The sequence below is a fragment of the Nocardioides anomalus genome (assembly GCF_011046535.1).
Classification (GTDB): Bacteria; Actinomycetota; Actinomycetes; order Propionibacteriales; family Nocardioidaceae; genus Nocardioides; species Nocardioides anomalus.
Genome location: NZ_CP049257.1, coordinates 3,621,031 through 3,647,090 on the forward strand (window position 1 = coordinate 3,621,031; position 26,060 = coordinate 3,647,090).

21 protein-coding genes are annotated in these 26,060 nt (G+C 70.9%); 9 read left to right on the top strand and 12 right to left on the bottom strand.

Features of this window, described 5'->3' with window-relative positions; genetic code table 11:
- Positions 1 to 598 precede the first annotated feature (598 nt).
- From G5V58_RS18210 to G5V58_RS18220, 3 genes are all read left to right on the top strand, one after another.
- On the top strand, positions 599 to 1,507 hold the full coding sequence (locus tag G5V58_RS18210) for a hypothetical protein (RefSeq protein ID WP_165235913.1): 909 nt from the start codon (positions 599 to 601) through the stop codon (positions 1,505 to 1,507).
- Between the two features lie 92 nt (positions 1,508 to 1,599).
- The gene (locus tag G5V58_RS18215) at positions 1,600 to 3,006 is read left to right on the top strand and encodes a sensor histidine kinase (protein WP_165235916.1); all 1,407 of its coding nucleotides are present in this window, start codon (positions 1,600 to 1,602) and stop codon (positions 3,004 to 3,006) included.
- The gene (locus G5V58_RS18220; RefSeq protein WP_230486727.1) at positions 3,003 to 3,638 is read left to right on the top strand and encodes a response regulator; all 636 of its coding nucleotides are present in this window, start codon (positions 3,003 to 3,005) and stop codon (positions 3,636 to 3,638) included. The genes G5V58_RS18215 and G5V58_RS18220 overlap by 4 nt, the downstream gene beginning before the upstream one ends.
- On the opposite strand, the gene G5V58_RS18225 is transcribed toward G5V58_RS18220, so the two are convergent.
- The 4 genes from G5V58_RS18225 to G5V58_RS18240 all read right to left on the bottom strand — a co-directional run bounded on the left by G5V58_RS18225 (position 3,635) and on the right by G5V58_RS18240 (position 8,030).
- On the bottom strand, positions 3,635 to 4,354 hold the full coding sequence (locus G5V58_RS18225; protein WP_165235919.1) for a GntR family transcriptional regulator: 720 nt from the start codon (positions 4,352 to 4,354) through the stop codon (positions 3,635 to 3,637). The two genes, G5V58_RS18220 and G5V58_RS18225, sit on opposite strands and share 4 nt — an antisense overlap.
- A gap of 142 nt (positions 4,355 to 4,496) precedes the next feature.
- Positions 4,497 to 7,052, bottom strand: a complete 2,556-nt coding sequence (locus tag G5V58_RS18230) for an ABC transporter permease (RefSeq protein ID WP_165235922.1) — start codon at positions 7,050 to 7,052, stop codon at positions 4,497 to 4,499.
- 4 nt (positions 7,053 to 7,056) lie between these two features.
- Positions 7,057 to 7,818, bottom strand: a complete 762-nt coding sequence (locus G5V58_RS18235; RefSeq protein WP_165235925.1) for an ABC transporter ATP-binding protein — start codon at positions 7,816 to 7,818, stop codon at positions 7,057 to 7,059.
- 71 nt (positions 7,819 to 7,889) lie between these two features.
- Positions 7,890 to 8,030: a hypothetical protein gene (locus G5V58_RS18240; RefSeq protein WP_165235928.1), complete on the bottom strand. Its 141-nt coding sequence runs from the start codon at positions 8,028 to 8,030 to the stop codon at positions 7,890 to 7,892.
- 223 nt (positions 8,031 to 8,253) lie between these two features.
- On the opposite strand from G5V58_RS18240, the gene G5V58_RS18245 reads away from it, so the two are divergent.
- Genes G5V58_RS18245 through G5V58_RS18260 form a run of 4 tightly spaced genes read left to right on the top strand, consistent with a single transcriptional unit; the run spans position 8,254 to position 12,214 of the window.
- The gene (locus G5V58_RS18245) at positions 8,254 to 8,880 is read left to right on the top strand and encodes an alpha-ketoglutarate-dependent dioxygenase AlkB (protein WP_165235931.1); all 627 of its coding nucleotides are present in this window, start codon (positions 8,254 to 8,256) and stop codon (positions 8,878 to 8,880) included.
- Between the two features lie 46 nt (positions 8,881 to 8,926).
- Complete coding sequence (gene gndA, locus G5V58_RS18250) at positions 8,927 to 10,375, top strand: NADP-dependent phosphogluconate dehydrogenase (RefSeq protein ID WP_165235933.1); 1,449 nt, start codon at positions 8,927 to 8,929, stop codon at positions 10,373 to 10,375.
- Positions 10,376 to 11,218 carry an aldo/keto reductase gene (locus tag G5V58_RS18255; protein WP_165235937.1) on the top strand — a complete coding sequence of 281 codons (843 nt, stop codon included), beginning with the start codon at positions 10,376 to 10,378 and terminating at the stop codon, positions 11,216 to 11,218.
- A 57-nt stretch (positions 11,219 to 11,275) separates the two neighbouring features.
- Positions 11,276 to 12,214: an SDR family NAD(P)-dependent oxidoreductase gene (locus G5V58_RS18260; RefSeq protein ID WP_165235940.1), complete on the top strand. Its 939-nt coding sequence runs from the start codon at positions 11,276 to 11,278 to the stop codon at positions 12,212 to 12,214.
- Positions 12,215 to 12,271: 57 nt separating this feature from the next.
- On the opposite strand, the gene G5V58_RS18265 is transcribed toward G5V58_RS18260, so the two are convergent.
- Positions 12,272 to 12,994 carry a LemA family protein gene (locus G5V58_RS18265; protein WP_165235942.1) on the bottom strand — a complete coding sequence of 241 codons (723 nt, stop codon included), beginning with the start codon at positions 12,992 to 12,994 and terminating at the stop codon, positions 12,272 to 12,274.
- Positions 12,995 to 13,049: 55 nt separating this feature from the next.
- Positions 13,050 to 14,825, bottom strand: coding sequence for a DUF2207 domain-containing protein (locus tag G5V58_RS18270; protein WP_165235944.1), 1,776 nt, complete (start codon positions 14,823 to 14,825; stop codon positions 13,050 to 13,052).
- 136 nt (positions 14,826 to 14,961) lie between these two features.
- On the opposite strand from G5V58_RS18270, the gene G5V58_RS18275 reads away from it, so the two are divergent.
- Positions 14,962 to 16,443, top strand: a complete 1,482-nt coding sequence (locus G5V58_RS18275; protein WP_165235946.1) for an MFS transporter — start codon at positions 14,962 to 14,964, stop codon at positions 16,441 to 16,443.
- Positions 16,444 to 16,715: 272 nt separating this feature from the next.
- On the opposite strand, the gene G5V58_RS18280 is transcribed toward G5V58_RS18275, so the two are convergent.
- From G5V58_RS18280 to G5V58_RS18305, 6 genes are all read right to left on the bottom strand, one after another.
- A complete protein-coding gene (locus G5V58_RS18280; RefSeq protein WP_165235949.1) occupies positions 16,716 to 17,498 on the bottom strand; it encodes an SRPBCC family protein in 783 nt (260 codons plus the stop codon).
- A gap of 7 nt (positions 17,499 to 17,505) precedes the next feature.
- Positions 17,506 to 18,360: an FAD binding domain-containing protein gene (locus tag G5V58_RS18285; protein WP_165235951.1), complete on the bottom strand. Its 855-nt coding sequence runs from the start codon at positions 18,358 to 18,360 to the stop codon at positions 17,506 to 17,508.
- A complete protein-coding gene (locus G5V58_RS18290; protein WP_165235953.1) occupies positions 18,357 to 20,837 on the bottom strand; it encodes a xanthine dehydrogenase family protein molybdopterin-binding subunit in 2,481 nt (826 codons plus the stop codon). The genes G5V58_RS18285 and G5V58_RS18290 overlap by 4 nt, the downstream gene beginning before the upstream one ends.
- Positions 20,834 to 21,373, bottom strand: a complete 540-nt coding sequence (locus tag G5V58_RS18295; protein WP_165235955.1) for a (2Fe-2S)-binding protein — start codon at positions 21,371 to 21,373, stop codon at positions 20,834 to 20,836. The genes G5V58_RS18290 and G5V58_RS18295 overlap by 4 nt, the downstream gene beginning before the upstream one ends.
- 534 nt (positions 21,374 to 21,907) lie before the next feature.
- Complete coding sequence (locus G5V58_RS18300; protein ID WP_165235957.1) at positions 21,908 to 22,807, bottom strand: EcsC family protein; 900 nt, start codon at positions 22,805 to 22,807, stop codon at positions 21,908 to 21,910.
- A 126-nt stretch (positions 22,808 to 22,933) separates the two neighbouring features.
- On the bottom strand, positions 22,934 to 23,716 hold the full coding sequence (locus G5V58_RS18305) for a hypothetical protein (protein ID WP_165235959.1): 783 nt from the start codon (positions 23,714 to 23,716) through the stop codon (positions 22,934 to 22,936).
- Between the two features lie 626 nt (positions 23,717 to 24,342).
- Here G5V58_RS18305 and G5V58_RS18310 point away from each other — a divergent pair.
- On the top strand, positions 24,343 to 26,037 hold the full coding sequence (locus G5V58_RS18310; protein ID WP_165235961.1) for an AAA family ATPase: 1,695 nt from the start codon (positions 24,343 to 24,345) through the stop codon (positions 26,035 to 26,037).
- Positions 26,038 to 26,060 lie beyond the last annotated feature (23 nt).

Here is a 26,060-nt window from a genome sequence, read left to right on the forward strand (position 1 = left end):
TGACAGCGGGTCCCGGTCGGCGCGGTAACCGCGCGCTCAAGGGCGAGGCTCCGCCACGCCCGCAATGCGCGGCCGCCTCCGGCAGCCGCGCTCACCTCCGGTACCCAGCACTTGTAACGCTCAGTTACGGGAACTACCGACCCGTTCGAACGGGTCCGGAGTTCCCGTAACTGAGCGTTACAAGCCGCCGCCGCCCCGCCACCCCACGCCACCCACCCCAACCACGTGAAGGCGGAGGCGAGGGCGGTGCACCCGGCCAGGCCCCCTGTGGGCTGACCCGGCCCCCGCCGGGCCGGGGTTCGCCGTCGAAGGCTGAATCCGCGGCGTGGGGCACGCATACGTGACGCAAGCGGGCTGGAAGCAGCCGCGTGCAACACGGCGTCGGTTGCCTTCGACGGTGAACACCGGATCCGGCGGAGGCCGGGTCAGTCCACAGGCGGCCGGACCCGAGAGCCCGCACCACGAGAAGCAGCACCCAGACACAACACAACGACCCCAGGTACTAGTACCACCGTTCACCTTTCAACTAGTCCCTGACCTCTGGCTCACTAGGCCCTACCGCCCCACCAGGGAGCGGACACCGACCAGGGAGCCCCCCATGCACCGCACCACCCGACGAGCCCTGCGCACCACCGCGCTGCTCGCGGCCGCCACGACCGTCCTCGGCCTGGCCCTCGCGCCGACCGCGACGGCCAAGGGCGGCGGCGAGGCCGGCGACGACAAGCCCGGCGGCACCGCCACGGGCGGGAGCGTCGGCGACTACGCGGTGACCGTCAACGGCACGACGTACAACCCGGCGGCCGGCAAGGACGCCAAGCTGCGTGACGTCACGGTCCGCGGGACGGTCAAGGTGACCGGGGTGCACACGTCGTTCACGATCGACCCGGCCACGCTGGGCGTCTACGACTACACGCTGACCGGGGCGCCGGCTCCGGACCGGATGGTCACCGGCCCGACCGTGGTCTTCGCCAGCAAGGTCCCGAGCCTGAGCGCGGCCCAGCTGGCGCGCCCGGTGCTGCAGGACCTGCAGGTGCGCGACGACACGCTCGTGGCCACGTTCGGTACGGCGGCCGGCAAGCTCAAGGTCCAGGCCAAGGACCAGCCGCAGGGCGGCATCTTCCAGATGGAGCCGGAGTTCGGCACCGCGGTGACCATCACCCACACGCTCGGCCCCACGCTGTTCTACTTCGTCAACCCGTTCACCGGGAAGGTGAACTTCGGCAGCGGCGTCGACGCGGTCAGCCCCGCGCAGAGCAGCACCGGCTACCACGCCATGCTGCTGGGCAAGGACAGCCCGCAGGTCGCGACCAAGACCTCGCAGACCGGCACCACCACGACCTGGTCGGTCACCTCCGGTGGCCGGATGGGCGGCGTGCTCGGTGAGGACGCGATCGAGCTGAGCCAGGGCGCGACCAACTGCACCCAGAGCTGCCAGGCGCAGAACCAGATCCGCGGCTCGCTGCCCGTCCCGCCCGACCCGACCAACCCCACGCCGATCGGCGGCTGACACACCCCACCCCGCGACCGCCCAGGGCCACCTCCCCCGTGGCCCTGGGCGGTCCGCTCCGCTCCCACCCGATGCCGACGAAGATGGTGCCCATGCCCCCGCCGCGTACGACCCGGACCGCACGGCCCGCGGCGAGCCAGGACGACGGGTGGCTGGAGCTCACGGCGGTACGCCGCGCGGCCGTCGCCGGGCGGCCGGTCACCCACCGGCGGATCCTGGTCCAGGTCGGTGCCCTCACCCTGCTGGTGCTGGCCGGGGTGGTGGCCGTGGGCGGGTGGGCGTCGCGGCAGGAGGCCGAGAGCGAGGCCGTCGACGCGGCCGCCCGCAGGACCCAGACGCTGGCCCGCGCGGTCGTCGAGCCCGTGCTCACCGACGCGGTGGTGGCCGGCGACCCCGGCGCCCTGGCCACCCTCGACCGCGCGGTGCGCGACCACGTCCTCAACGACGCGGTCGTGCGGGTCAAGATCTGGAGCGCGGACGGCGCCGTCGTCTACTCCGACGAGCCGCGGCTCGTCGGGCGGCAGTTCGGCCTGGACGAGGAGGAGGCCGAGATGCTGTCGCGCGGCTCGGGCCGCGGGGCGGAGGTCACCGACCTCGACGAGCCGGAGAACGTCTACGAGCGTGACCGCGGCAAGCTGCTCGAGGTCTACCTGCCGGTGCACACCCCCGACGGGACGCCGCTGCTCTTCGAGACCTACTCGCCCTACGACTCGGTGGTCACCCGGACCGGGGAGATCTGGGGCGGCTTCGCGGTGATCACCGCCGCCAGCCTGGTCGCACTATTCCTGCTGCTCCTGCCCCTGGTGACCTCGCTCGTACGCCGGCTGCGCGGCCTGCAGGAGCAGCGCGAGCGGCTCCTGGAGCAGGCCCTGGCGGCCTCCGACACCGAACGGCGTCGCGTCGCCGCGTCACTGCACGACGGCCCGGTCCAGGAGCTGGCCGGCACGGCGTTCGTCGTGGCCGGCGCCGCCCAGAAGGCCCGCGACGCCGACCAGCCGGCGCTGGCCACGGCCCTGGACGAGGCGGCCGCCGCGGTGCGCTCCGGCATCGGGGGCCTGCGCTCGCTGCTGGTCGAGGTCTACCCGGCGACGCTGGCCCGGACCGGGCTCACCGGCGCGCTCGCCGACCTGCTCGGCGGCCTCGCGCCCCGCGAGGTGGTGGTGACCACCGACATCGAGCCGGCCGCGGTGGAGGCGCTGAGCGCCGAGCAGGCCCAGCACGTCTTCCACGTCGCGCAGGAGCTGGTGCGCAACGTGGCCAAGCACGCCGCGGCGAGCGCCGCGCGGCTGACCCTGACCCGGAGCGGTCCGCTCGTGGTCCTCGAGCTCACCGACGACGGCGTGGGCTTCGACCCGGAGGCGGCGTTCGCACACCCCGACGCCGGCCACATCGGCCTGCCCCTGCTGCGCGACGCCGCGCAGCAGCACGGCACCCGCCTGGCCGTCCGGTCCGCGCCCGGCGCGGGCGCCGCGTGGCGACTGGAGGTGCCGGTCCCGTGAGCGGAGCGCTGACGAAGGTGCTGCTCGTCGACGACCACCAGCTCGTCCGCGCCGGGCTGGCCGGCCTGGTGGACGCGGCCGCCGACCTCGCCGTCTGCGGCCAGGCCGCCAACGGCGAGGAGGCCGTGGCCCGCGCGGTCGAGACCGCGCCCGACGTGGTGCTCATGGACCTGTCCATGCCGGTCCTCGACGGGGTCGAGGCCACCCGCCGGCTGCTGCGCGAGGTGCCGACGGCGCGGGTCGTCGTGCTGACGTCGTTCGCCGACACCGCCCGCGTGCAGGAGGCCCTGCGCGCGGGGGCCGTGGGCTACCTGCTCAAGGACTCCGAGCCGGCCACGCTGCTGGCCGCGGTCCGCTCGGCGGCCGCGGGCTCAGGGCCGATCGACCCGCGGGTCACTGCCGCGCTGCTGGAGCCGACCGCAGCGCAGGACGAGGACGCCGAGGCGCTCAGCCCGCGCGAGCGCGAGGTCCTCGAGCTCGTGGCCCAGGGCCTGGCCAACAAGCAGATCGCCCGCCGCCTCGGCATCACCGAGCGCACCGTCAAGGCGCACGTCGGCAGCCTGTTCCGCCGCATCGGCGTGGCCGACCGGACCTCGGCCGCGCTGTGGGCGCGCGACCACCTCGGTCGCTAGAAGTCCTGCCCGATCTGGACCCAGAGCGTGAACCGGTCCGCGCGAAAGGCCGACCTCGACACCTCGACGACCTTGTCGCCGTTCAGCGCCCGCCGCGAGTGGCGCAGCACCGGCGCACCGGGCTCGACCTCGAGGTGACCGGCCTCCTCGGGCGAGGAGATGTCGGCGTTGATGGAGTCCTCGGCCCAGGTCGGCCGCAGGCCGCGCTGGTCGAGGGCCTCGTAGAGGCTGGTGGGCATGCCGGACTGCAGGAAGCCGGGCAGGATGATCTCGTTGAGGAAGGCGTCCTCGATGCACATGGGCTGGCCGTCGGCACGCCGCAGGCGCTTCCAGTGGATGACCGGGTCGCCCTCGCTGACGTTGAGGGCGCGGGCCACGCCGGGGCCGGCCTGCTCGCGCCGGGCCAGGAGCGTGATGCTCTCGGCGAGCATGCCGCGGCGGGCCATCTCCTCGGTGTAGCTCGTGAGGCTGCTGGTCGAGCGGCGCGGGCGGGCCACGAAGGTGCCCTTGCCGGGGATGCGCTCGAGGAGGCCCTCGACGACCAGGGCGTCCATGGCCTGGCGCACGGTCATCCGGGCCACGCCGAACTGCGCCACCAGCTCGCGCTCGCTCGGGGCGGGCGATCCGGGCGACATGCCGGCGCACAGGGAGCGGACGTACTCGCGCACCTGGACGTGCTTGAGCGCCCGCGCATCCTTCACCAGCACCTCCGTCATGCGAGCCAGACTAGACCGGGGCTCGCGGCGCCGTCCCGACTTTGGCCGGACCGCCGACTGGCCGAACGGACGATCCTGACTAGCCCCTCGGGGTCACCCGCAGGGGTCATCGGGGCCACACCCCCGTGGGTATGCCGGCGCGTCAGTCCGTGGCGATGGCCCGCAGTACGTCGAGCCGAGCGGCGCGGCGGGCGGGCAGGACGGCCGCGAGCACGCCGATGACCAGGGCCAGCACCAGGAACAGCAGCAGCTGGCCGACGGGGATGTGGATGACCTCGAGGCCCTGGTCGCGCAGGGCGTACATGAGCGTCACGCCGAAGGCGATGCCGAGCAGCACGCCGAGCACCGCGCCGAGCACGGCGATGACCACCGACTCCAGGCGGATCATCGTGCGCAGCTGCCGGCGGCTCACGCCGATGGCTCTGAGCAGGCCGATCTCGCGGGTTCGCTCGATGACCGAGAGCGCGAGGGTGTTGATGATGCCGAGGATCGCGATGACCACGGCGAAGACCAGCAGCACGTAGATGATGGTGATGATCCGGTCGATCGGGGCGCGCTGCTCGGCGGCGAAGGCCTGCTCGTCCTTGACCGTGACCACCGGCAGGTCCTCGACCACCTGGTCCAGGCGCTGCTGCAGGCCGGTCGCCCCCGGCTGGCCGAAGACCACCACGTAGTTGTCCTCGTCGGGGAAGCCCGAGGCCAGGAGGGTCCCGGTCGTGGTGAGCACCGGCCCGAAGACCAGTGGGCTGTCCTCCACGATCCCGGCCACCGTCCACTGCTGCTTGCCGGTGGGGACGGTGATGTCGAAGGTGTCACCGGCCCGCAGCGAGTGCTCGCGCGCCCAGTCCTCCTTGAGCAGCACGGTCCCGTCCGCGAAGTCGGCCAGGCTGCCGGAGGTGGTGGTGAGGTCGAAGTCGCGGATCCGGTCGGCCTGGGTGGCGACCAGCCCGATCCCGTCGGAGGTCTTGCCCCGGTAGAGACCGAAGCCGAAGCGCTCCCCCAGCACCTTGTCCACGCCCTGCACGTCGGCCAACCGCTCGGTGATCGTCGAGGAGAAGCCCCGGCCGAAGGCGCTGCTGACGATGAAGTCGCCGATGAAGTTCTCGCGCACGGTCTTGTCCACCGACGCCTTGGCCGACGAGCCGAGGATGGCCACGGTGAAGGCGAGGGTCAGCCCGATCATCAGGGCCGAGGCGGTGGCCGTCGTGCGCCGCGGGTTGCGCAGGGAGTTCTGGCCCGCGAGCCGGCCGATCGGGCCGAACAGCCGCGCGTCGGCGGCGGCCGTGGCGCGCAGGAAGGGCCGGCCGATGACCGGGCTGGCCGCGGTCACACCGAGCAGCACGGCGAGCACGCCGCCGCCGACCCACCAGCCGTTGTGCGGGGCGCCGTCGACGAACAACCCGACCCCCACCAGCGGGATCCCGAGCACGATGAGCGCGATCCCGAGCACCAGTCGCCGCTGGATCGAGGACTCCGGCAGCGCCACGTCGTCGCGCAGGGCCTGCACGGGCGCGATCCGGCCGGTCCGCCGCGCCGGGAGGTACGCCGCGACCATGGTCACCACGATCCCGATGGCGTACGCCGCCACGGGGGTCCGCGCCTGGAGGACCAGCGGCTGCTCGGCCAGGTCGAGCCCGAGCGCGCCGACCAGCGAGCGGATGCCGGTGGCCAGCACGACGCCGAGGCCGAGGCCGGCCGTCGCGCCGACCACGCCGACCACGAAGGCCTCGAGCTGCACCGAGCGGATGACCTGGCGCTTGGTGGCGCCGAGGGCGCGCAGCAGCGCGAGCTCGCGGCTGCGCTGCGCGACCAGGATGGAGAAGGTGTTGACGATGATGAACGTGCTCACCACGAGGGCGATCGCGGCGAAGATGAGCACCATCGTGGTGAGGAAGTCGATGCCGTCGAGCAGCGGCCCGGCCGCCTCGTCGGCAGCCTTGTCGCCGGTGACGGCCTCGGTGCCGTCCGGCAGCGCGGCGTTCGCCTCCTGGGCCAGCCGGGCCTGCGAGACGCCGTCCTCCGCGGTCACCCAGAACGTGCTGTAGGCGTCCTGGCCCTTGAGGAACAGCTGCTGCGCCGTCGGGGTGTCGAACGCGGCGTACGTCGCGCCGTTGAGCGACCCGCCCTCCCGGAAGCCGACCAGCCCGACCAGCTCGGGGTGCACGTCGAGCGACTGGGTGGCGGTGACGATCGAGACCTCGTCGCCGATCTCGTAGCCGGCCTGCTGGGCCGTGGTCTCGTCGATGACCACCTCGTCCGGACCGAGCGGCGCGTGGCCCTCGAGGAGGGTCAGGGACTCGATGCCGTGGCCGGCCGGCGCGTCGTTCCAGTTGGCGCCCAGCGCCGGCGGTCCGGAGCCGCCCACGACCTTGCCGTCGGTGCCGACGACGTACACGCCGTTGGCGTCGATGCGCCCGTCCACCCGCGCCGCGCCCGGCAGCTGCTCGAGGGTCTGCTGCAGCGAGGCCGGCACGGTCTGCGTCGTGCCGGTCAGGCCGGCCTGGGCGACGTCGGTGCCGGTCGGGCGGACCACGACGTCGCCGACGCGCGAGGAGAACAGCGCGGTGAAGCTGCGCTCCAGGGTGTCGGAGAACATCAGGATGCCGGTCACGAACGCGACGCCCAGCACGATGGCGAAGGTGCTGAGCAGCAGCCGGACCCGACGGGCCAGCAGGCTCTTGAGCGAGGCGCGGATCACGGGCTCAGGCGCGCCCTGGCGTCGGCGTCGGCTCGGCCAACCGGGCCATGGTCTCCAGGACCTGGTCGCGGTCGGGGGCGCGCAGCTCGTCGACGACCCGGCCGTCGGCCAGGAACAGCACCCGGTCGGTGTACGCCGCCGCGACCGGGTCGTGCGTCACGATGACCACGGTCTGCCCGTGCTCGTCCACGCTGCGCCGCAGCAGCTGGAGCACCTCGGCCCCGGAGGCGGAGTCGAGGTTGCCGGTCGGCTCGTCGGCGAAGACCACGGTCGGCCGGCTGACCAGGGCCCGGGCCACCGCGACCCGCTGCTGCTGGCCCCCGGACAGCTCGTTGGGCTTGTGGTCGAGCCGGTCGGCCAGCCCGACGGTGGCGATGACGTTGTCGTACCACTCCCGGTCGGGCTTGCGGCCCGCGATCGACATCGGCAGCAGGATGTTCTCCCGCGCGGTGAGCGTGGGCACCAGGTTGTAGGACTGGAACACGAAGCCGATCGCGTCACGCCGCAGTCGGGTCAGCGCCTTGTCCTTGAGGACCGTCAGCTCCTGGTCGCCGATCATGACCGAGCCGGAGTCGGCGGTGTCGAGCGCGGCCAGGCAGTGCATGAGCGTGGACTTGCCCGAGCCGCTCGGCCCCATCACCGCGGTGAACTCCCCGGCCATCAGGTCGAGGGTCACGTCGTCGAGCGCGACGACCCTGGTCTCACCCTCGCCGTAGGTCTTGGTGAGGTTCGCGACCCGCGCCGCGACCCGCGCTCCCTCCGCCATGCCTCCACTGTCCCAGCCGCCGCCAACGCCGGCATCGGGGAGGACCCCGGCGGCCCCCGGGGTACGCCGGCTCAGGTGCCGGCGAGCTCGGCCACGACGCGGGCCAGCGGTGCGGCGGGCTCGGCGCCGAGCACGACGCAGCTGAACCCGAACTCCTCGCCGGCAGCACGCGGTGGTCCACGGACGGCCGCACCGGCGACGCGCACACCCACGTGCCGACCCGGGCGTCGGTCAGCGTGGCCGCCACCGCCAGCGCCCGCACCCTGGTCGCGCCACGCGGCGACGTCGTCACCCACGGGTGTCACGACGCCGGAGCGCAGCGGGCGGGCTCGGTCGCTCCGGTCGCTCACCCGCACCACGGAAGCGTCCTCCCCCAGCTGTGGCCACGGCCGGAACCTGTCGAACAGACGTTCGAACGAGGCGTACACTCCCGGCATGGACTTCCAGTCGACGCTCTTCGCCCCCGCCGAGGCGGACCAGCCGCGCGCCCTCGACTGCACCGCCCTCGAGCGCACCACGCTCACCCGCGGCGCCTGGGTGGACATAGCGCGCAGCTGGCTGACCGACCCCGACGACGTCTTCGAGACCCTCGTGCGCGACGTGCCGTGGCGCGCCGACCGCCGCCAGATGTACGACCGCGTGGTCGACGTGCCGCGGCTGCTGCACACCTACATGATCGGCGAGGACCTCCCCCACCCGGTGCTGACCGAGGCCCGCGAGGTGCTGTCCGCGCACTACGCCGTCGAGCTCGGCGAGCCGTTCCGCACGGCCGGCTGCGCCTACTACCGCGACGGCCGCGACTCCGTGGCCTGGCACGGCGACACCATCGGCCGCGGCAAGACCACCGACACCATGGTCGCCATCGTCTCGGTCGGCGACCCGCGCAGGCTCCACCTGCGCCCCCGCCTCGGCGGCGCCGACCCCGTCGTGGTCGAGATGGGCCACGGCGACCTGGTCGTCATGGGCGGCTCCTGCCAGCGCACGTGGGAGCACGCCGTGCCCAAGGTCGCCCACGCCGGGCCGCGGATCTCGGTGCAGTACCGCCCCTTCAACGTGTTCTGACCCACCCGCCGGAACAAACCCGCGCGCGGGAGTGGTTGGCCCAGAGATGCCTGCACACGACGCCCCCGCGACCATCGGCCTGACCGGCCTCGCCACCATGGGCCGCAACCTGGCCCGCAACATCGCCCGCCACGGCCACGCCATCGCCGTGCACAACCGCACGACCGAGCGGATGACGGCGATGCTGGAGGAGTTCGGCGAGGAAGGCGACTTCACCGGCTGCGAGAGCCTCGAGGAGCTCGTGCAGGCCGTCGAGCGCCCCCGGGCGATCATCATCATGGTCAAGGCCGGGGAGGCGACCGACGCCGTCATCGACGAGCTGGTCCCGCTGCTCGACGAGGGCGACATCGTGGTCGACGGCGGCAACGCCCACTTCACCGACACCCTGCGCCGCCAGCAGACGCTGGAGGAGCACGGCCTGCACTTCGTCGGCATGGGCGTCTCCGGCGGCGAGGAGGGCGCCCTCAACGGCCCCTCCATCATGGTCGGCGGCTCCGACCACGCCTACGAGCAGCTCGGCCCGGTGGTCGAGTCCATCGCCGCGGTCGTCGACGGCACGCCGTGCTGCGCGCACGTCGGCCCGGACGGCGCCGGCCACTTCGTGAAGATGGTCCACAACGGCATCGAGTACGCCGACATGCAGCTCATCGCCGAGTCCTACGACCTGCTCCGCTCGGTCGCGGGCCTCGAGCCGCACGCGATCGGCGACGTCTTCGCGCAGTGGAACGAGGGCGACCTCGAGTCCTTCCTCATCGAGCTGACCGCCGACGTGCTGCGCTTCGACGACGCGTCCGGGCAGCCGTTCGTCGACGTGGTCCGCGACGAGGCCGAGCAGAAGGGCACCGGCCGCTGGACCGTGCAGAGCGCGCTCGACCTCGGCGTCCCCATCACCGGCATCGCCGAGGCGACCTTCGCCCGCTCGCTGTCCGGGCACACCGACCAGCGCGAGGCCGCGCGCAAGGTCTTCTCCACCAGCCCGGACGAGCAGCGCGTCGAGGTGGACAGGGACACCTTCGTGGACCAGGTCCGCGCCGCGCTCTACGCCTCCAAGGTGGTCGCCTACGCCCAGGGCTTCGACCAGATCGCGAAGGGTGCCGAGGAGCACGGCTGGGACATCGACCTCGGCGAGCTGGCCACGATCTGGCGCGGTGGCTGCATCATCCGCGCGCAGTTCCTGGACCGGATCCGCGAGGCGTACGCCGACGAGCCGGACCTCACGACGCTGCTGACCACGCCGTACTTCGCCGACGCGGTGAAGGAGGGCGTCGACGCCTGGCGCGAGGTGGTCGCGACCGCGGCCGCCGGCGGGGTACCGGTCCCGGCGTTCGGCTCCTCCCTGTCCTACTTCGACGGGCTCCGCCGCGAGCGGCTGCCCGCCGCCCTGATCCAGGCGCTGCGCGACAACTTCGGCGCGCACACCTACCGCCGCGTCGACCGCGACGGCACGTTCCACACGCAGTGGGCGGCCGAGGGCCGCCCCGAACAGGAGATGTGAATGTCTGACCAGATCGCCCGCCACGCGGGCACCTTCACCTTCGGCGACGACCTCGAGGTCGTCCGGTTGGGGTACGGCGCCATGCGCATCACCGGGCCCGGCATCTGGGGTGAGCCCGAGGACCGCGACGAGGCGCTGCGCGTGCTGAGGCGCGCCGTGGAGCTCGGGATCACCTTCATCGACACCGCCGACTCCTACGGGCCCAACGTGTCCGAGGAGCTCATCGCCGAGGCGCTGCACCCCTACGCCGACGGTCTCGTCATCGCCACCAAGGCCGGGCTGACCCGGCAGGGTCCGGACTCGTGGATCCCGGTCGGCCGCCCGGCGTACCTGCGCCAGCAGGTCGAGCTCTCGCTGCGCAAGCTCCAGGTGGAGCGCATCGACCTGCTCCAGCTGCACCGCATCGACCCCGACGTGCCCGCCGAGGACCAGATCGGCGAGCTCAAGGCGATGCAGGACGAGGGCAAGATCCGCCACATCGGCCTGTCCGAGGTCTCGGTCCAGGAGCTCCAGGACGCCCAGGAGATCGCGGAGATCGTCTCGGTCCAGAACCGCTTCAACCTCGGTGACCGCGCCTCGCAGGAGCTGCTCGACCACTGCACCGAGCACGGCATCGGCTTCATCCCGTGGCGCCCGGTGGCCGACCACGTCTCCGACGACGCGCTCAAGGAGGTCGCCACCGCCCACGACGCGACCCCGTCGCAGATCGCGCTGGCCTGGCTGCTCAAGCTGTCGCCGGTCATCGTCCCGATCCCGGGCACCTCGAGCGTCGAGCACCTCGAGGAGAACACCGCCGCGGCCGGCATCGAGCTGACCGACGAGGACCTGGCCAAGCTGGGCTGACCCAGCCCACCCCGGGGGGTGGGTTGCAGACCCACCTCCCCGGGTGACCGGCACAGGGTGCCCACCCCACGCGTCGTCCTCGTGACCGGTGCCTCCAGCGGCATCGGGCTCGCCACCGCCGTGGCCGCGGCCGGAGCCGGTGACCACGTGGTCCTGGCCGCCCGCGGCCGCGCGTCGCTCGACGCCGCCGAGCGCGAGTGCAAGGACGCCGGCGCCGCCTCCACGCTCGTGGTCCCGACCGACGTCGGTGACGACGCCGCCGTCGCGGCCCTCGTCGGGGCGGCGCTGGAGCGGCACGGCCGCCTCGACGCGGTCATCAGCTGCGCCGGCGTGGTGGCCTACGGCCGCACCGAGGACGTCCCCGCCGACGTCTTCGACGGCGTCCTGCGCACCAACCTGCACGGCTCGGTCAACGTCGCGCGCCACGTCGTACCCGTCCTGCGGCGCCAGCGCCGCGGCCAGTTGCTCCTCGTGGGGTCGCTCATCGGCCACATCGCGGTGCCGTCCATGACGGCGTACGTGCTGTCCAAGTGGGGCGTGCGCGCCCTGGTCGGCCAGTTGCGCGTGGAGAACCGCGACCTGCCCCACGTCACCATCGGCTACGTCGCGCCCGGGGGCGTGAACACCCCGATCTACACCCAGGCCGCCAACTACGCCGGCTTCATCGGCCGCCCGCCGCCGCCGGTGGCCTCGCCGGCGCGCACCGCGCGGCAGGTCATGCGCCGCCTCGACCACCCGTGGCTGCCGGCCCAGCTCACCCCCGCCAACGACGTGATCCGCTTCGGCGCGCAGTACCTCCCCTTCGTCTACGCCCGGATCATCAACCCGTTCTTCCCGATCGGCGCCACCGACCTGACCGAGCCCACCGGCCCGACGACCGGCAACGTGCTGGCCTCGCGCCCGGACGGCAACGCGCTCGAGGGCGACCCCGGCCACGCGCTGGCCGGCATCGTCAAGAACATCCGCCAGCGCCTGCGGGGCCGCCGCCCCCGCTGAACCGCACACGACGACGGCCCGCCCGAGGACTCGGGCGGGCCGTCGGCGTACGGCGGGCTACTGCGCGGGCGGCACACCACCGGCGGGCGGCGCCGGCGGGGTGGCCGGCGGCGTCGCGGGGGGCGCGGCCGGAGCGGCCGGAGCGGCTGGCGCGGGGGGCGGCGTCACCGGGGCGGCCGGTGCAGCCGGCGCGGCCGGCGGCGCGGGCGGGGTGGGGTTGCCGAAGGAGACCTGCGGCGCGACCTGCTGGCCCTCGGGGGCGTCGTAGAACTCGCGCTTGTGCACGTTGGCGATGCCGGTGAACAGCATCCACGGGATGGTCATGACCAGCTTGTTGAGCGAGGCCACGGCGTCGTTGTAGTACTGGCGGGCGAAGGCGATCTGGTTCTCGGTCTCGGCCAGCTGACCCTGCAGCTCGAGGAAGTTCTGGTTGGCCTTGAGGTCGGGGTAGGCCTCCGCGACCGCGTTGACCCGGACCAGCGCCTGCTGCAGCGCGGCGTCGGCGGCGGCCTTGGCCGGGACGTCGTTGCCGGCTGCGGCGGCGACCACGCCGGCGCGGGCCTTGGTGACCTCCTCGAAGACGCCGGACTCGTGCGCGGCGTACCCCTTGACGGTCTCGACGAGGTTGGGGATCAGCTCGGCGCGGCGGGTCAGCTGGACGTCGATGCCGCCCAGCGCCTCCTGCGCCCCGATGTCACTGGTCCGGAGCTTGTTGAAGCCGACGACCGCGAACCCGATGAGGGCCACGATGACGACGATCACGATCAGGGCGATGAGCATGGCGCTGTCTCTCTTCTCGGGTTGGTACAGGTCCTAGCACGATCTGGGCCGGCGGTCACCAGGACCCGCCGCCACCTCCGCCGCCGCCACCGCCGCCGGAGAAGCCACCGCCCCCGCCGCCGGACGACGACGAGGTCTGGGTGGCGTTGTAGGAGGAGATGGCCGAGTCCACCGTGCTGCTGAAGCTGTCGACCATCGAGTCGACGTACGACGCGGTGTGCGACCCGGCGTAGGCCCCGGCGAAGTAGCCCGGCACCGGCGGCTCCTCGCCGACCTCGATGCGGTACTTCTGCGCCCACTCGTCCGCGCAGTCCAGGGCCACCGCCCACGGGATGTAGGCGGTGTAGAGCTCCTTGCGGCCGGAGAAGTCGAAGCGCTGCTTGCTCGACGGCGTGGCCAGCATCCGCCGGAACCCGCCGACGCGCGACCACAGGTCCCGGCCGGTGCGGGTGCGCGTGGTGCTCGAGCCGGTCGCCATCAGCGAGGTGCCGCCGACCGCGAAGCCGCCGGGGATCAGCCCGACCATCGTCATGTTGACCGGGTTCCAGATCGCGGCCACCAGCACCGCCGCGAAGCCCGCCAGCACGAGCAGCCCGCCGGTCCCGCCGAGCCCGTTGGAGACCATGGTCCCCGAGCTGCGGCCCCACACCTCGACGCTCTTCTCGAACCGGTCCAGCTCGCTCTTGAGCCGCTTGCCGGCCGCGACGTCCTTCTTGCTGGCCGTGAACGCCGTGCCGGGGCCACCGAGGATGTGCGCGATGTCGGTGCTGACGGGATCCAGCCCGGCCCAGCCCTGCGGCCCGGCCTTGTCCTTGATGGTCCAGGAGTCGTCGGCGCCCCGGGTGAGGTCGACGGCGCCCTTCTCCGCGGCGTACATCAGGGTCGCGACGTACGTCGAGCGGTCGACGGTCTCGCTGTAGATGTACTTCGCCTGGGCCGGCCCGATGCCGTCCGGCGGCGCGTAGAGGACCGGGAAGCCCGGCGCCTTCTCGCGCGACTTGGCGCCCAGCACCGAGCCGATCGCCGTGGCCACCGCGGCCAGCAGGAGCACCAGCACCAGCACCCACAGGTGGCTGGACAGCACCCGGTCCCAGCGGCCCGGCCACGGCACCGAGTGCCCCGGGTCCGGCGTGGCCATGTCGAGGCCGGTGCCGATGGTGACCGGCGTGCGCGGGCCGATCGGGCCGGTGGTGACGGTCAGGTCCTTGGTGCCGGCGCCCTGGGCGGTGCACCCGTCGCTGGCGTTGTCGCCGACCGCGCACTTGACCTCGTCGGCGCTGTCGGTCGGCAGGTGCACGGTCAGCGTGGACTGGCTGATGCTCTGCTGCCACCCGCGCGGGACCAGCTGCCAGTAGAACATCGTGGGGACGTCGTCCCCGGTGATGCTCTCCTGGTTCTCCTGGAGCACCCCGTCGATGTGGTACTTGAGCACGTAGGTGTGCTCGCCGGTGTCCAGGGTGACGTCGGCCGAGCCGATCTTGGCCACCCGGAAGCGCCCGTGGTCCTCGTCGCTCATCTCGAACGGCTCCGGGCTGCCGTCCATGGTCACCGAGACGTCCTCGGGGATCAGCCGGGCGTGCGGGTTGTTGGGGTCGACCTTGTCCCAGAACCGGAAGATGCCGTGCTTGCCGAAGTACGGGAAGTCGACGGTCAGCGTCTCCGTCACGTCCAGGTCGCCGTTCTCGGCCACCGTGAAGTCCGCGACGTAGTTGGTGATCGTGGTCTCCTCCGAGACCGGGTCCACCGAGCCGTTGCCGTAGAAGAGGACGGGGATGCACAGGAGGAGGGCGATCACCGCCAGGCCGATCGCGGTCCCCACGAGCCGTTTCACGATGCGCCACCCTAGGGGGTGGCGGGTCCTGGCGTCTGTAGTCCGAGCGGGTCACCGGTCCCGGGTCTGTCCCGCGCGCTGTCAGGTCCGGAAACCGGTGTCGGTGTGTCGGTGCCGGGTGGCATCGTCGGCGACGATGTCCGCCGCCTCCCCCGCCCCCTCCCCAGCACCGTCGGGCTTCTGGCGCGCCCTGCCCCGCGAGGGCCGGCTGATGCTCTCCATCGTCGTGGTCGAGTTCCTCGGCACCGGCCTGGTCCTGCCGTTCACCGTCGTCTACCTCCACGAGGTCCGCGGCTTCGACCTCGGCGACGTCGGCCTGCTCCTCGGCCTCCCGCCCCTCATGGGCCTGCTCATCGTCGGCCCCGGCGGCTCCGCCATCGATCGCCTCGGCGCCCGCCGCATCCAGCTCGGCGTGCTCACCCTCATGGCCGTCAGCAACGTGCTGCTGGCCATGGCCCGCACCGAGACCGTCGCCGCCGTCGCCCTCGCCGTCCAGGGCATCGCCTTCGGCGCCAGCTGGCCCGCCTGGCAGGCCGTCGTGGCCAGCGTGATCCCCAGCCAGCTGCGGCAGCGCTACTTCGGCGTGAACTTCACCCTGCTCAACCTCGGCGTCGGCATCGGCGGCGTGGTCGGCGGCCTGTTCGTGGACGTGGACAACGCCGCCTCCTTCCAGGCCATCTACCTGGCCGACGGCGCGTCGTACCTCCCCGCCCTGCTGCTCCTCCTCGGCCCGCTGCGCCACATCGGCGCCGCCGTCACCCGATCCTCAGCCGACGCGGACGCCCCCGCCACCGGCTACCTGGCCGTCTTCCGCTCCCCCGCCATGGCCACGCTCACCGTGCTCAGCTTCGTGTCCTCCTACGTCGGCTACTCCCAGCTCAACACCGGCTTCCCGGCGTACGCCCGCGCCGTCGGCGAGGTCTCCACCCGCGGCCTCGGCCTGGCCTTCGGCGCCAACACACTGGTCATCGTGCTGCTCCAGCTCGTGGTCCTGCAGCGCATCGAGGGCCGCAGGCGCACGCGCGTGATCGCGGTGATGGGCGTGGTCTGGAGCCTGGCCTGGCTGCTGCTCGGCTTGTCCGGGCTGGTGTCAGGGACGCTGGGCGCCACCCTGCTGGTGGCCGCGTGCGCGTCGGTGTTCGCCTTCGGCGAGACGCTCCTCCAGCCGACCATCCCCGCACTGGTCAACGACCTCGCGCCCGACCACCTGCGTGGGCGCTACAACGCGCTGTCCTCGGGCGCCTTCCAGCTCGCCGCGGTCATCGCGCCGCCGGTGTCGGGGTTCCTCATCGGGCACGCGCTGGGGAGCGTGTACGTCGGCATGCTGGTCGTCGGCTGCCTGCTGTGCGGGCTGCTCGCGCTGGCGCGGCTGGAGCCGCAGCTGCCGCGGCACGTGAACGGCGTGCGCGCGCGGAGGCGCCGGCGGACGGTGAGGTCATGCCGCCGGTGGTGTCACCGGCGGAGTGAGGCGCCCCCCGCTCGAGGGCCGTGGTTGTGGAAGGCGGCGTCCTTCCGAAGCCACCAGTGTTTGACGCCGTGCCGGGGCCGTCAAGGACGCCTTCGGCGCCGCAAGCGGCGAACTGCGAGGGGCCTTCGGCCCGAGGGAGTCCGTCCTTGACTGCCCCGGCCCGGCGCAAAAGCTGGCTGGCTATCGGAAGGACGCCGGCCCTGGTCGGTCTCCTCCGGTCTCGATCGACGAGAGACCGCAGGCAGCCACACCCCGGGCGGCAACCCGATCCTGGCTCGCTTTTGCGCCCGGGCAGGCTGTCAACCCGCCTACGAGAGCCGAGCGTGGGCACCCAGGCTTGAGGGCCTGTCCGGGCGTGAAAACGATGGCAGGTCGGGTTGTCCGCACGGGACGCAACCACGACCGGCACGCGCGAAGAGCGCTCAGCCCCGCCGCAACCAGCGCACGAGCAGCGCCACCACCACGAGAGCGCCGAGCCCCTGCTTCCAGTAGCTCTTGGCCAGCACCGGCAGCACCGCCGCCCCGAGGTTGAGCGAGTCGTCGCTCGAGGCCGGAGGCGGCGTCGACCGCAACGGCCGCGGAGCGGCCGGCGGTGCCGAGTGCGGAGTCGAGGCCGACCCCGCGCCGGCAGCGGCCGGCGCGGGGGCGGGGTCCTCGGGAGCGCTGACCGGGTCGGCGCTGGGTGCGGTCTCGGCGCCGGCGTCGGCCTTGTGCGCACCACCCGCGGCCGCGGCCGCGTCGTCATCGGAGGAGTCCGACGACGACCCCAGCCGCTGCTCCAGGCACGCGACGAACTGCCCGAGCAGCTTGTCGGAGACGTCCTGCATGACACCGCGCCCGAACTGGGCGGGCTTGCCGGTGATGGCCAGGTCGGTGTCGACCTGCACGTCCGTCCCGCCGGAGGCGGAGCTCTCCATCGCCAGCGTCACCTTCGCGCCCGCCGTACCGTTCCCGCGCTTGTCCTTGCCCTTGGCGTCGACGACGAAGCGGTGGGCCGCCTCGTCCTTCTCCACGAAGGTGCCGGAGCCGTTGTAGACCAGCGCGATCGGGCCGAGCTTGACCTTCACCGAGCCGGCGAAGGTCTGCTCCGTGGCCTCGGTGACGGTCGCACCCGGGAAGCACTCCGCGACGGACGCGATGTCCTGGAAGTGCGCCCAGGTCTCCTCGACCGGCGTGGGGACAGTGAAGCGGTGCGAGAGATCCATGCAGCTATCAGACTCCTGCCGCGGTGAGGACGGCCCGGCGGGTCAGCACGCCGGCGAGGTGGCGCCGGTAGTCGGCGTCCCCGTTGAGGTCCGAGGGCGGGTTGGTGCCCTCGGTGGCGCGCTCGGCCGCCGCGCGTACGGCGTCCGCGGTGGCCGGCTGACCGGCCAGCGCCTCCTCCACGCCGCGGGCGCGGATGGGGGTGTTGCCCATGTTGGTCAGGCCGACCCGGGCCTCGGCGATGGTGCCGCCCTCGGCGCGTACGGCGGCCGCGACCGCGACGATCGGCCACTGGTGGGCCACGCGCACGAACTTCTCGTAGTGCGCGCCCCAGCCGGTGTGCTTCGGGAACCGGATCTCGGTGAGGATCTCGTCCTCGCCGATCGCGGTCTCGAACAGGTCGATGAAGAAGTCGTCGGCCTCGACCGTGCGGGTGCCGTTCGGGCCCGCGATCACGAACTGCGCGCCCAGGGCCAGCGCCGGGGCGCCCATGTCACCGGCGGGGTCGGCGTGCGCGAGCGCGCCGCCGAGGGTCCCGCGGTGGCGGATCTGGGCGTCGGCCAGGTGCTGGACCGCCTTGTGGAGCAGCAGGGCGTGCTCCTCGATGAGCGGGTCGCTGGCCACGACCGCGTGCTGGGTCATGGCCCCGATGACCAGGGCATCGCCCTCCTCGCGCACCCCGCGCAGCGCCTCGATCTTGCCGAGGTCGATGACCATCTCCGGAGCGTTGAGCCGCATCCGCAGGACCGGCAGCAGGCTCTGGCCGCCGGCCATGATCTTCGCGTCGTCGCCGTGCTCGCCCAGGAGCGCCACGGCCTCCTCGACGCTGGTCGGCGCCGCGTAGTCGAACTGTGCGGGGATCACTGGTCCACTCCCGTCTCTCCGGGGTCCTGGTTGGGTGCGTCGGTGTCGAAGTGCGGCATCGCCGACTCCTCCGTCGGGTCGGCGCCGCCGCCGCCCTGGTCGTGGATCGCCTTCCACACCCGCTCGGGCGTGCAGGGCATGGTGATGTCCTTGACGCCCAGGTGGCGCACCGCGTCGATGACCGAGTTCACGACCGCCGGCGTGGAGGCGATGGTGCCGGCCTCGCCGACGCCCTTCGTCCCGAGCGTGTTGGTCGTCGACGGCGACGTGGTGTGGTCGACGTCGAAGCTGATCGTGTCGGCCGCGGTCGGCAGCAAGTAGTCCACGAACGAGCCGGAGACCAGGGTCCCCGCGTCGTCGTACACCGCCTCCTCCCACAGCGCCTGCGCGATGCCCTGCACCAGGCCGCCGTGGATCTGACCCGACACGATGAGCGGGTTGATGATGTTGCCGATGTCGTCGACGCAGACGTACTTGCGCATCTTGAGCGAGCCCGTCTCGGTGTCGACCTCCATCGCGCACAGGTGGGTGCCGTGCGGGAAGGAGAAGTTCACCGGGTCGTACGTCGCGTCGCTGTCCAGCGACGGCTCCATCCCGTCGGGCAGGTTGTGCGCGGCGAAGACCGCGGTGGCGATCTCCCCGATGGCCATGCCCTGGTCGGTGCCGCGGACCGAGAACGTCCCGGCGTTGAACTCGATGTCGTCCACCGACGCCTCGAGCAGGTGCGCCGCGACCGGCTTGGCCTTCTCGATGACCTTGTCGGCCGCCTTGACCAGCGCCTCGCCGCCGACCACCAGCGACCGGGACCCGTAGGTGTCCAGCCCCTTGTGGGCGATCTGGGTGTCGCCGTGCAGGACCTCGACGTCCTCGAACGCGACCCCGAGCCGGTCGGCGACGATCTGGCTGAACGCCGTCTCGTGGCCCTGGCCGTGCGCGGACGCGCCGGTGATGACCTCGACCTTGCCGGTGGCCAGCATCCGCACGCTCGCGTGCTCCCAGCCGCCGGCGCCGTAGTCCAGGCTGCCGAGCACCCGCGAGGGCGCCAGGCCGCACATCTCGGTGAACGTCGAGATGCCGATGCCCAGCTGGACGGTGTCGCCGGAGGCCCGGCGCGCCATCTGCTCGGCCCGCAGGTCGTCGTAGCCGAACATCTCCTTGGCCTTGGCGGTCGCGGCCTCGTAGTTGCCGGTGTCGTACTCGAGCCCCGCCACCGTGGTGAACGGGAACTCCTCGTGCTTGATCCAGTTCTTCTCGCGCAGCTCCAGCGGCTCCATCTTCAGCTCCGCCGCGAGGTCGTCCATGATCCGCTCAATGCCGAACGTCGCCTCGGGTCGGCCGGCGCCGCGGTAGGCGTCGGTCCACGCCTTGTTGGTCAGCACCGTCTGGCAGGCGAAGTGGTAGGCCGGGAACTTGTAGATCGAGTTGAACATGAACGCGCCGAGCACCGGCACGCCGCCGCCCACGATCGCGACGTACGCCCCGAGGTCGGCCAGCAGCTCGACCTTGAGCCCGGTGACGGTGCCGTCCTTCTCGGCGGCGATGGTCAGCTTCTGCCACTGGTCGCGGCCGTGGTGCGCCGAGAGCAGCGACTCCGACCGGGTCTCGGTGTACTTGACCGGCTTGCCGATCCGCCGGCCGACCGCCCAGGCGATCCACTCCTCCGGCGTGGCCTGGAGCTTGCCGCCGAACCCGCCGCCCACGTCGGGGGCGATCACGCGGATCTTGGACTCCGGTACGCCGGTCGTCGCGGCCAGCGCGAACCGCAGGATGTGCGGGATCTGGGTGGCCGACCACATCGTGTACTGCTCACCGGTCGGATCCACCACCACCGAGCGCGGCTCCATGAACGCCGGGATGAGCCGCTGCTGGCGGTACTCCCGCTCCACCACGACGCCGTCGGTGCGCGCCTTGCTGATCGCGTCCTCGACGCTGCTGCCCGTCCCGGCCTCGGCCGAGTCGAAGACCCACAGCGCCGACTTGTTGGTGCCCAGGTCGGGGTGCGCCAGCGGCGAGCCCTCCTCGACCGCCGCCTTGAGGTCGGTGACCGCCGGCAGCTCCTCGTACTCCACGTCGACCAGCTCGGCCGCGTCGCGCGCCTCCGCAGCGGTCCGCGCCACCACGACGGCCACGATCTCGCCGGCGAACGCCACCCGGTCGCTCGGCATCGGCTGGTGCACCGGCGCCACCTGGTCCGGCGTGATCGGCCAGGCGTTGATGCAGACGCCCATCTCCTCGCCGAAGTCCTTGCCGGTGAACACGTCCACGACGTTGGTCATCGCGTTCGCGGCCGTCGTGTCGATCGACACGATCTTGGCGTGCGCGAACGGCGAGCGGACCATCGCCAGGTGCAGCATCCCCGGCAGCGTGATGTTGTCGGTCCAGCGCGTGCGGCCCGTGATCAGCCGCTGGTCCTCCTTGCGGCGCCGGTCCTTGCCGATCTCCAGCGCGGGCGTGGGCGCGTCCTGCACGGCGGTCATACCGACGCCCCCTGCTCCTGCGGCGTACCGGCCTCGACCTCAGGCGGTGGCCCGTCCTGCGCACTCGAGGCTCCCCCACCGTGCTCCGCGGCGTACTGCACCGCCCGCACGATGTTGTGGTAGCCGGTGCACCGACACAGGTTGCCCTCCAGCCCGAGGCGGATCTCCTCCTCCGACGGCGACGGGTTCTCCTTGAGCAGGTCGACGCTCTGCATGATCATCCCCGGCGTGCAGAACCCGCACTGCAGGCCGTGGCACTCCCGGAACGCCTCCTGCACCGGGTGCAGCTGACCCCCCTGGGCCAACCCCTCGATCGTCGTCACCGACGACCCGTCGGCCTGCACCGCCAAGACGTTGCACGACTTCACCGACGTCCCGTCCAGGTGCACCGTGCACGCACCGCAGTTGCTGGTGTCACACCCGATGACCGTCCCGGTCTTCCCGAGCTTCTCCCGCAGGTACTGCACCAGCAGCATCCGCGGCTCGACGTCGTCGGCCACCTTCTCGCCGTCGACCGTGAGGCTGATCCGTGCCATGAGCTCTCCCTTGTGCGCACGACTGTGGTGCGGGTCACGGTAGGGATCGCCTGGTTGGGGCTCGGTTGGCCTTCGGCCTGCCCTCGCTCCCAACCCGTCGATCCCTACCGGACCCGCACCACAGTCGTGCGCCCAGGTCGGCTCATAGCACGGATCAGCCTCACGGTCGACAGCAACCGCATCTAGTCGATCTACGTCACTTGAGCGGGATCACCAAGCGGTGATAGAGCGTCGAGGGGCCATCGGGGGGCGGGCCCGTGCCGCACCACTCGAGCGGCAGCAGCCACGCGGAGGTTCGAGCAGGCGCGCGAGGAAGGGGCACGTGAGCGTGCAGAGAACCCGCCCGGGCGGCAGTCGACAGGCCGTCGTGGGTGTGCGGTATCAGGCGGCTCTCCGCGTTGGCCCGCAGGCCTTCAAAAGGAGTTACTCGGTGTCATCTTCGGGGGTTTCCTCGTCAACGTCCCGTCGGAGATTGGGGGGCAGCTCTAACCCGTGCTTCTCGGCAAGGAGCACCGTGGCGCCGTAGTAGCGGGCTTATTTCACCGTGTCGCCTAAAACGAAACCGTTGGTGGCCGCCCCGGCCAGGACGCTCACGACCGGCATGCCCATACGTGCGTTCTTCACCGGAACGTGAGTCCCGTCTCCCGCCTTCTTCAGCAACTTCTCGACGGCAGCCATCAACTTGTGGTCCTCGCGAAGCTTCTGACTCCACTTGACCCGGCCCTTGGCAGCATCGAAGGCCGCGCCCGCCTTCTTCACTGACCCAGCCTTGACCGTCTGATTCCGGTAGGCCCTAACGACCATACGGTCGATCATGTGGCGCATGTCCGGGTCGGCGGCGTCGAACCCGTATGCGTAACAAACCCTTGTTGCGATGGCCCCAGTGAGCGCCTGCATGGCGATCAGATCGAGGCTGATCGCCGCAACACTGCCCACAACCGGGACGGGGATCATGGCCAAGGCTCCAAAACTAGCGCCTTGTCCGGCGCCGAGGGTGGCCCAACGCAACGCCATCCAATCGAGAAGCTCGTCCAGTTCCTCGAGGTCGAGGGCCTTTAGGTCGTGAAGGCTCTCCACACTGCGGCCTTTCTCCCGGTGAAACTCCAGAACCTTCTCCGGATCGGTGAGCTCGACCACCCACTCGTTCAAGAGTTCCAGCAGTTGGACAACGTGGCGAACCGTGGGCACAAGGGCTGCTTCGACGGTCGACCCGGCGAAGTCCTTGACCATCACGGGCGTTCTGCTCGCGATGGCAGACCCGGCTCTCGACGTCGTGTTCCTCGCGGCCTCCCCCGCCTTGCCGAGCGCGGCCTTGGCCCGAGGTGGCATCAACTGCCGCCTCTCCGCCTTCCTCTCCCAGTGCGCCTGCAGCTCCTTCCACCGTTTCTGCTCGTACGGTGACATGAGGCTTTCGCCAGGCCGCGGTTCATCCATGGCGGCAGGCTAGGCGAGTCCTCCGACAGGACGCGGCGGTTCAGTTCTGGTTGCGACCGTGATAGCGCAAGTCCAGGGCAACTTTGCAGTGGTCCGGCCTCACCATCATCGCGGTGAAAGTCAGCGTCACCTGCCGTCCCGTTCCACCGTGCCGGCCTCGCTGACCCACCAGACCTCAATCTGGGCCGCAGAGAGTGAGCCCGCTGTCTCTTGGTAAAGGTCCCGGTAGCGAGCGAAGTCGGGTAGGGCGATGACACTGCTCCACTGCGGCTCCCTCCCGCGAAGCCGCATGGCCGCCAGCACAGCCTGGGAGTACCAATGACCGGCCTGCGTGCTGGGACTGGTGCGTTTGACCTCTCCCGCCCGGGCAGGGTCGGCGTAGTTGCGGCTGGGGAAACCTTTCACCTCCACGCCGGCGGTCCTGCCGTCACCCGAGGCGATCACGTCGATTCCGCGCTCTTTGGTTGTCGTATTCGCCACCGAGAGGATGCGCCAGCCATCCGCCGCGAGGGCCGTCACGAGAGACGCCTGCACGTTGGCCTCTGTGTGCCACTCCCCTACCGTGCCGGACGGGGCCACCCCACCGGCGGCGGTGTCTGCCTGAGCCACCACTCTCGGCGATGGTGACGCCGCGGGGCCACTGCGGGACGCCACTTCGCCTGACACCTCGAAGCCGAGGGCCGAGAGGTGCCGTCTAGCAGCGTGCGAGATGAAGTCAGAGCGTGGGATGCCTGTTGCGACCTCGAAGGCCTGGATGACGGGGAACCACGTGTCGTTGACTCTGACCCCGTGCTTTCGAATGACCTCAGGAATCACGCCGGCCAGTCGATCTTTGACCACAGCCCGTCCGAGCTCGTAGCGCTGCCCATTGAGGGTGAACTGGATGGATCCAGGGCCGCGACTCGTCATGGCCAGAAACTACGGCGGGCCCCCGAGGTATGTCGCGGGCTCTTGGAAGACCTGTGACATCGGCGCCCATCCTCTGCCCGAGACCAAGCGCCTAGTTGAGCCTCGACGTCACCCCGCGCCGTGAGACGGCACCCCGGCCTCTCCGGGTGGGCGTGACCGGATCCAAGTATCGCTTGGGTTGGCCTCGGCCGCCCCTCGGACTGCCCTCGCTCCCAACCCGTCGATCCCTACCGCAACCCGCACCACAGTCGTGCGTACCTGTCGGCTCATGGCACGGATCAGTCTCACCACGACGGCGAGATTCCTGAGCGAAGACCTGCTCATCGACTTTGGAGGGATGCCCCTCCGGCAGCACTGGTTCGCTGGTGCCACCGGCCGTCGAAGCGGCCAGCATCGTCGAGACCAAGAACCTTGACCTCGCGCCTACGCCTTCATGCGAGCGGGCACGCACGCGGCCAGCCTGTGCGACTGACTGACGTCACCTTTGGCGCCAGTGCGCAGACACCAAGTTCGACCCAGAGGTGAGCGAACAGTTCAGATCCGTGATAAGACGCAATCAGGCCGAATCCCTTGGGTGCTCCGACTGACGGGCACGGGGAGCCAGAACGTCCACGGGAGAGCTGTTCATGGTGTTGCAGGTCCCGACATCGTTCCGCAACAACCTGGCGCAACTCCTGCGGGCGCGGTTCCCCATTCTTTATGTCGAGTCATTCGAAGAGGCCCGAGTGCTCGCCGAGCTGCATGCCGTCACCTCCGATGTCGAGTTGATCCGCACCCTCAGGCCGGTTCACGTGTGGAGTAGCACCAAGGGTTTCACGGGCACCGATGGCGTTGCTGTCGCCGGCACTTCCGAGCCGGCACAGGCGCTCGATTGGATGCTGCAGAACGACCAACCCGGGGTCTTCATCCTGCTTGACCTCCATGCATACCTGGGCGACGATCGGCGACCTGCCGACCCCAACGTGCTCCGGCGAATCCGTGACGTGTCGCATGCATTTCAGTCGGGCGCAGCCCCACGAACTGCGATCATCATTGCGCCTGTTCTGCGGATACCAAGCGAGCTCGAGAAGGACGTGACGCTGCTCGACTTCCCTCTGCCTACTGAGGTGGAGATCCGCGCAGTGCTGGACCAGATGATTGCCGCAAACACCGCCAACAACGCCCGCCTGAGAATCGAAGTTGACGACGTCGGCCGCGAGAGGCTGGCGAAGGCGGCACTTGGTCTTACTCTCAACGAAGCGTCCAACGCGTTCGCTCGTGCGATGGTCAACGATGGCGTGCTCAGCGATGATGACGTCCACATAGTGACGGAGGAGAAGAAGCAGACAGTTCGCAAGGCGGGCATCCTCGAGTTTGTGGACGCGGATGTGGAACTCGACGCCGTCGGCGGACTGCAGAACCTGAAACGGTGGTTGGCGAAGCGGAACAATTCGTGGCTCGACGAGGCCACCGCATACGGCATTCCTGCCCCAAAGGGAGTCCTGATGACCGGCGTCCCTGGCTGTGGCAAGTCGCTGACGGCGAAGGCCGTCGCTGCTGGCTGGGAGCTTCCGCTACTGCGGCTCGACATCGGCAAGGTCTTCGCTGGCGTCGTCGGATCGAGCGAACAGAACATGCGCTCCGCGATCAAGACAGCCGAGGCGGCGGCGCCCTGCATTCTGTGGCTCGACGAAATAGAGAAGGGTTTCTCCGGGATCGGTGGAAGTGGCGATTCTGGCACCTCCACTCGCGTGTTCGGAACCTTTCTGACCTGGATGCAGGAAAAGACCGCGACGGTCTTTGTCATCGCCACTGCCAACAAAGTGGATGGCCTGCCCCCCGAGTTCCTGCGGAAAGGGCGTTTCGACGAGATCTTCTTTGTCGACCTCCCAACACAGTCCGAGCGTTACGAGATTTGGCGGCTACATCTCGACAAGCGTCTTGCCAAATCGAAGGCTGGCGGCCTTCCTATCACCCACGGTCTGCTCGAACAGCTATCGAAGTCCACGGAGGGCTTCGCCGGCGCAGAGATCGAACAATTGGTCGTCACTGGTCTATTTGATGCGTTCTCCGAACGTCGGGCCATGACCTTCGAAGACCTGTCCCGCGCCGTCCAGAACATGATTCCTCTCAGTCAGACTCAGGCAGAGCAGATCGCAGCTGTTCGGGCTTGGGCCGCCGATCGCGCGATTGCAGCTACCGCGCCCGAGGATCTCTCCGGGTACCACACGGGCGTGGCACAGGCGCCTTTCACCGCTCCCCCACGCCCAACCCAGGACGGGAACTCGGACGAACCCAGGGACCACGATTTGTCGAGGGGCGGAAGGATGGTTGATTTCTGATGAGCGTGTCCATAGTCCTCGTA

Excerpts from the sequence above, each read along its gene's own strand:
- G5V58_RS18310 (WP_165235961.1), top strand. The coding sequence starts at position 24,343 with ATGGTGTTGCAGGTCCCGACATCGTTCCGCAACAACCTGGCGCAACTC.
- G5V58_RS18245 (WP_165235931.1), top strand. The coding sequence starts at position 8,254 with ATGGACTTCCAGTCGACGCTCTTCGCCCCCGCCGAGGCGGACCAGCCG.
- G5V58_RS18280 (WP_165235949.1), bottom strand. The coding sequence starts at position 17,498 with ATGGATCTCTCGCACCGCTTCACTGTCCCCACGCCGGTCGAGGAGACC.
- G5V58_RS18300 (WP_165235957.1), bottom strand. The coding sequence starts at position 22,807 with ATGGATGAACCGCGGCCTGGCGAAAGCCTCATGTCACCGTACGAGCAG.
- G5V58_RS18255 (WP_165235937.1), top strand. The coding sequence starts at position 10,376 with ATGTCTGACCAGATCGCCCGCCACGCGGGCACCTTCACCTTCGGCGAC.
- G5V58_RS18215 (WP_165235916.1), top strand. The coding sequence starts at position 1,600 with ATGCCCCCGCCGCGTACGACCCGGACCGCACGGCCCGCGGCGAGCCAG.
- G5V58_RS18275 (WP_165235946.1), top strand. The coding sequence starts at position 14,962 with ATGTCCGCCGCCTCCCCCGCCCCCTCCCCAGCACCGTCGGGCTTCTGG.
- gndA (WP_165235933.1), top strand. The coding sequence starts at position 8,927 with ATGCCTGCACACGACGCCCCCGCGACCATCGGCCTGACCGGCCTCGCC.
- G5V58_RS18290 (WP_165235953.1), bottom strand. The coding sequence starts at position 20,837 with ATGACCGCCGTGCAGGACGCGCCCACGCCCGCGCTGGAGATCGGCAAG.
- G5V58_RS18225 (WP_165235919.1), bottom strand. The coding sequence starts at position 4,354 with ATGACGGAGGTGCTGGTGAAGGATGCGCGGGCGCTCAAGCACGTCCAG.
- G5V58_RS18295 (WP_165235955.1), bottom strand. The coding sequence starts at position 21,373 with ATGGCACGGATCAGCCTCACGGTCGACGGCGAGAAGGTGGCCGACGAC.
- G5V58_RS18235 (WP_165235925.1), bottom strand. The coding sequence starts at position 7,818 with ATGGCGGAGGGAGCGCGGGTCGCGGCGCGGGTCGCGAACCTCACCAAG.
- G5V58_RS18305 (WP_165235959.1), bottom strand. The coding sequence starts at position 23,716 with ATGACGAGTCGCGGCCCTGGATCCATCCAGTTCACCCTCAATGGGCAG.
- G5V58_RS18210 (WP_165235913.1), top strand. The coding sequence starts at position 599 with ATGCACCGCACCACCCGACGAGCCCTGCGCACCACCGCGCTGCTCGCG.
- G5V58_RS18265 (WP_165235942.1), bottom strand. The coding sequence starts at position 12,994 with ATGCTCATCGCCCTGATCGTGATCGTCGTCATCGTGGCCCTCATCGGG.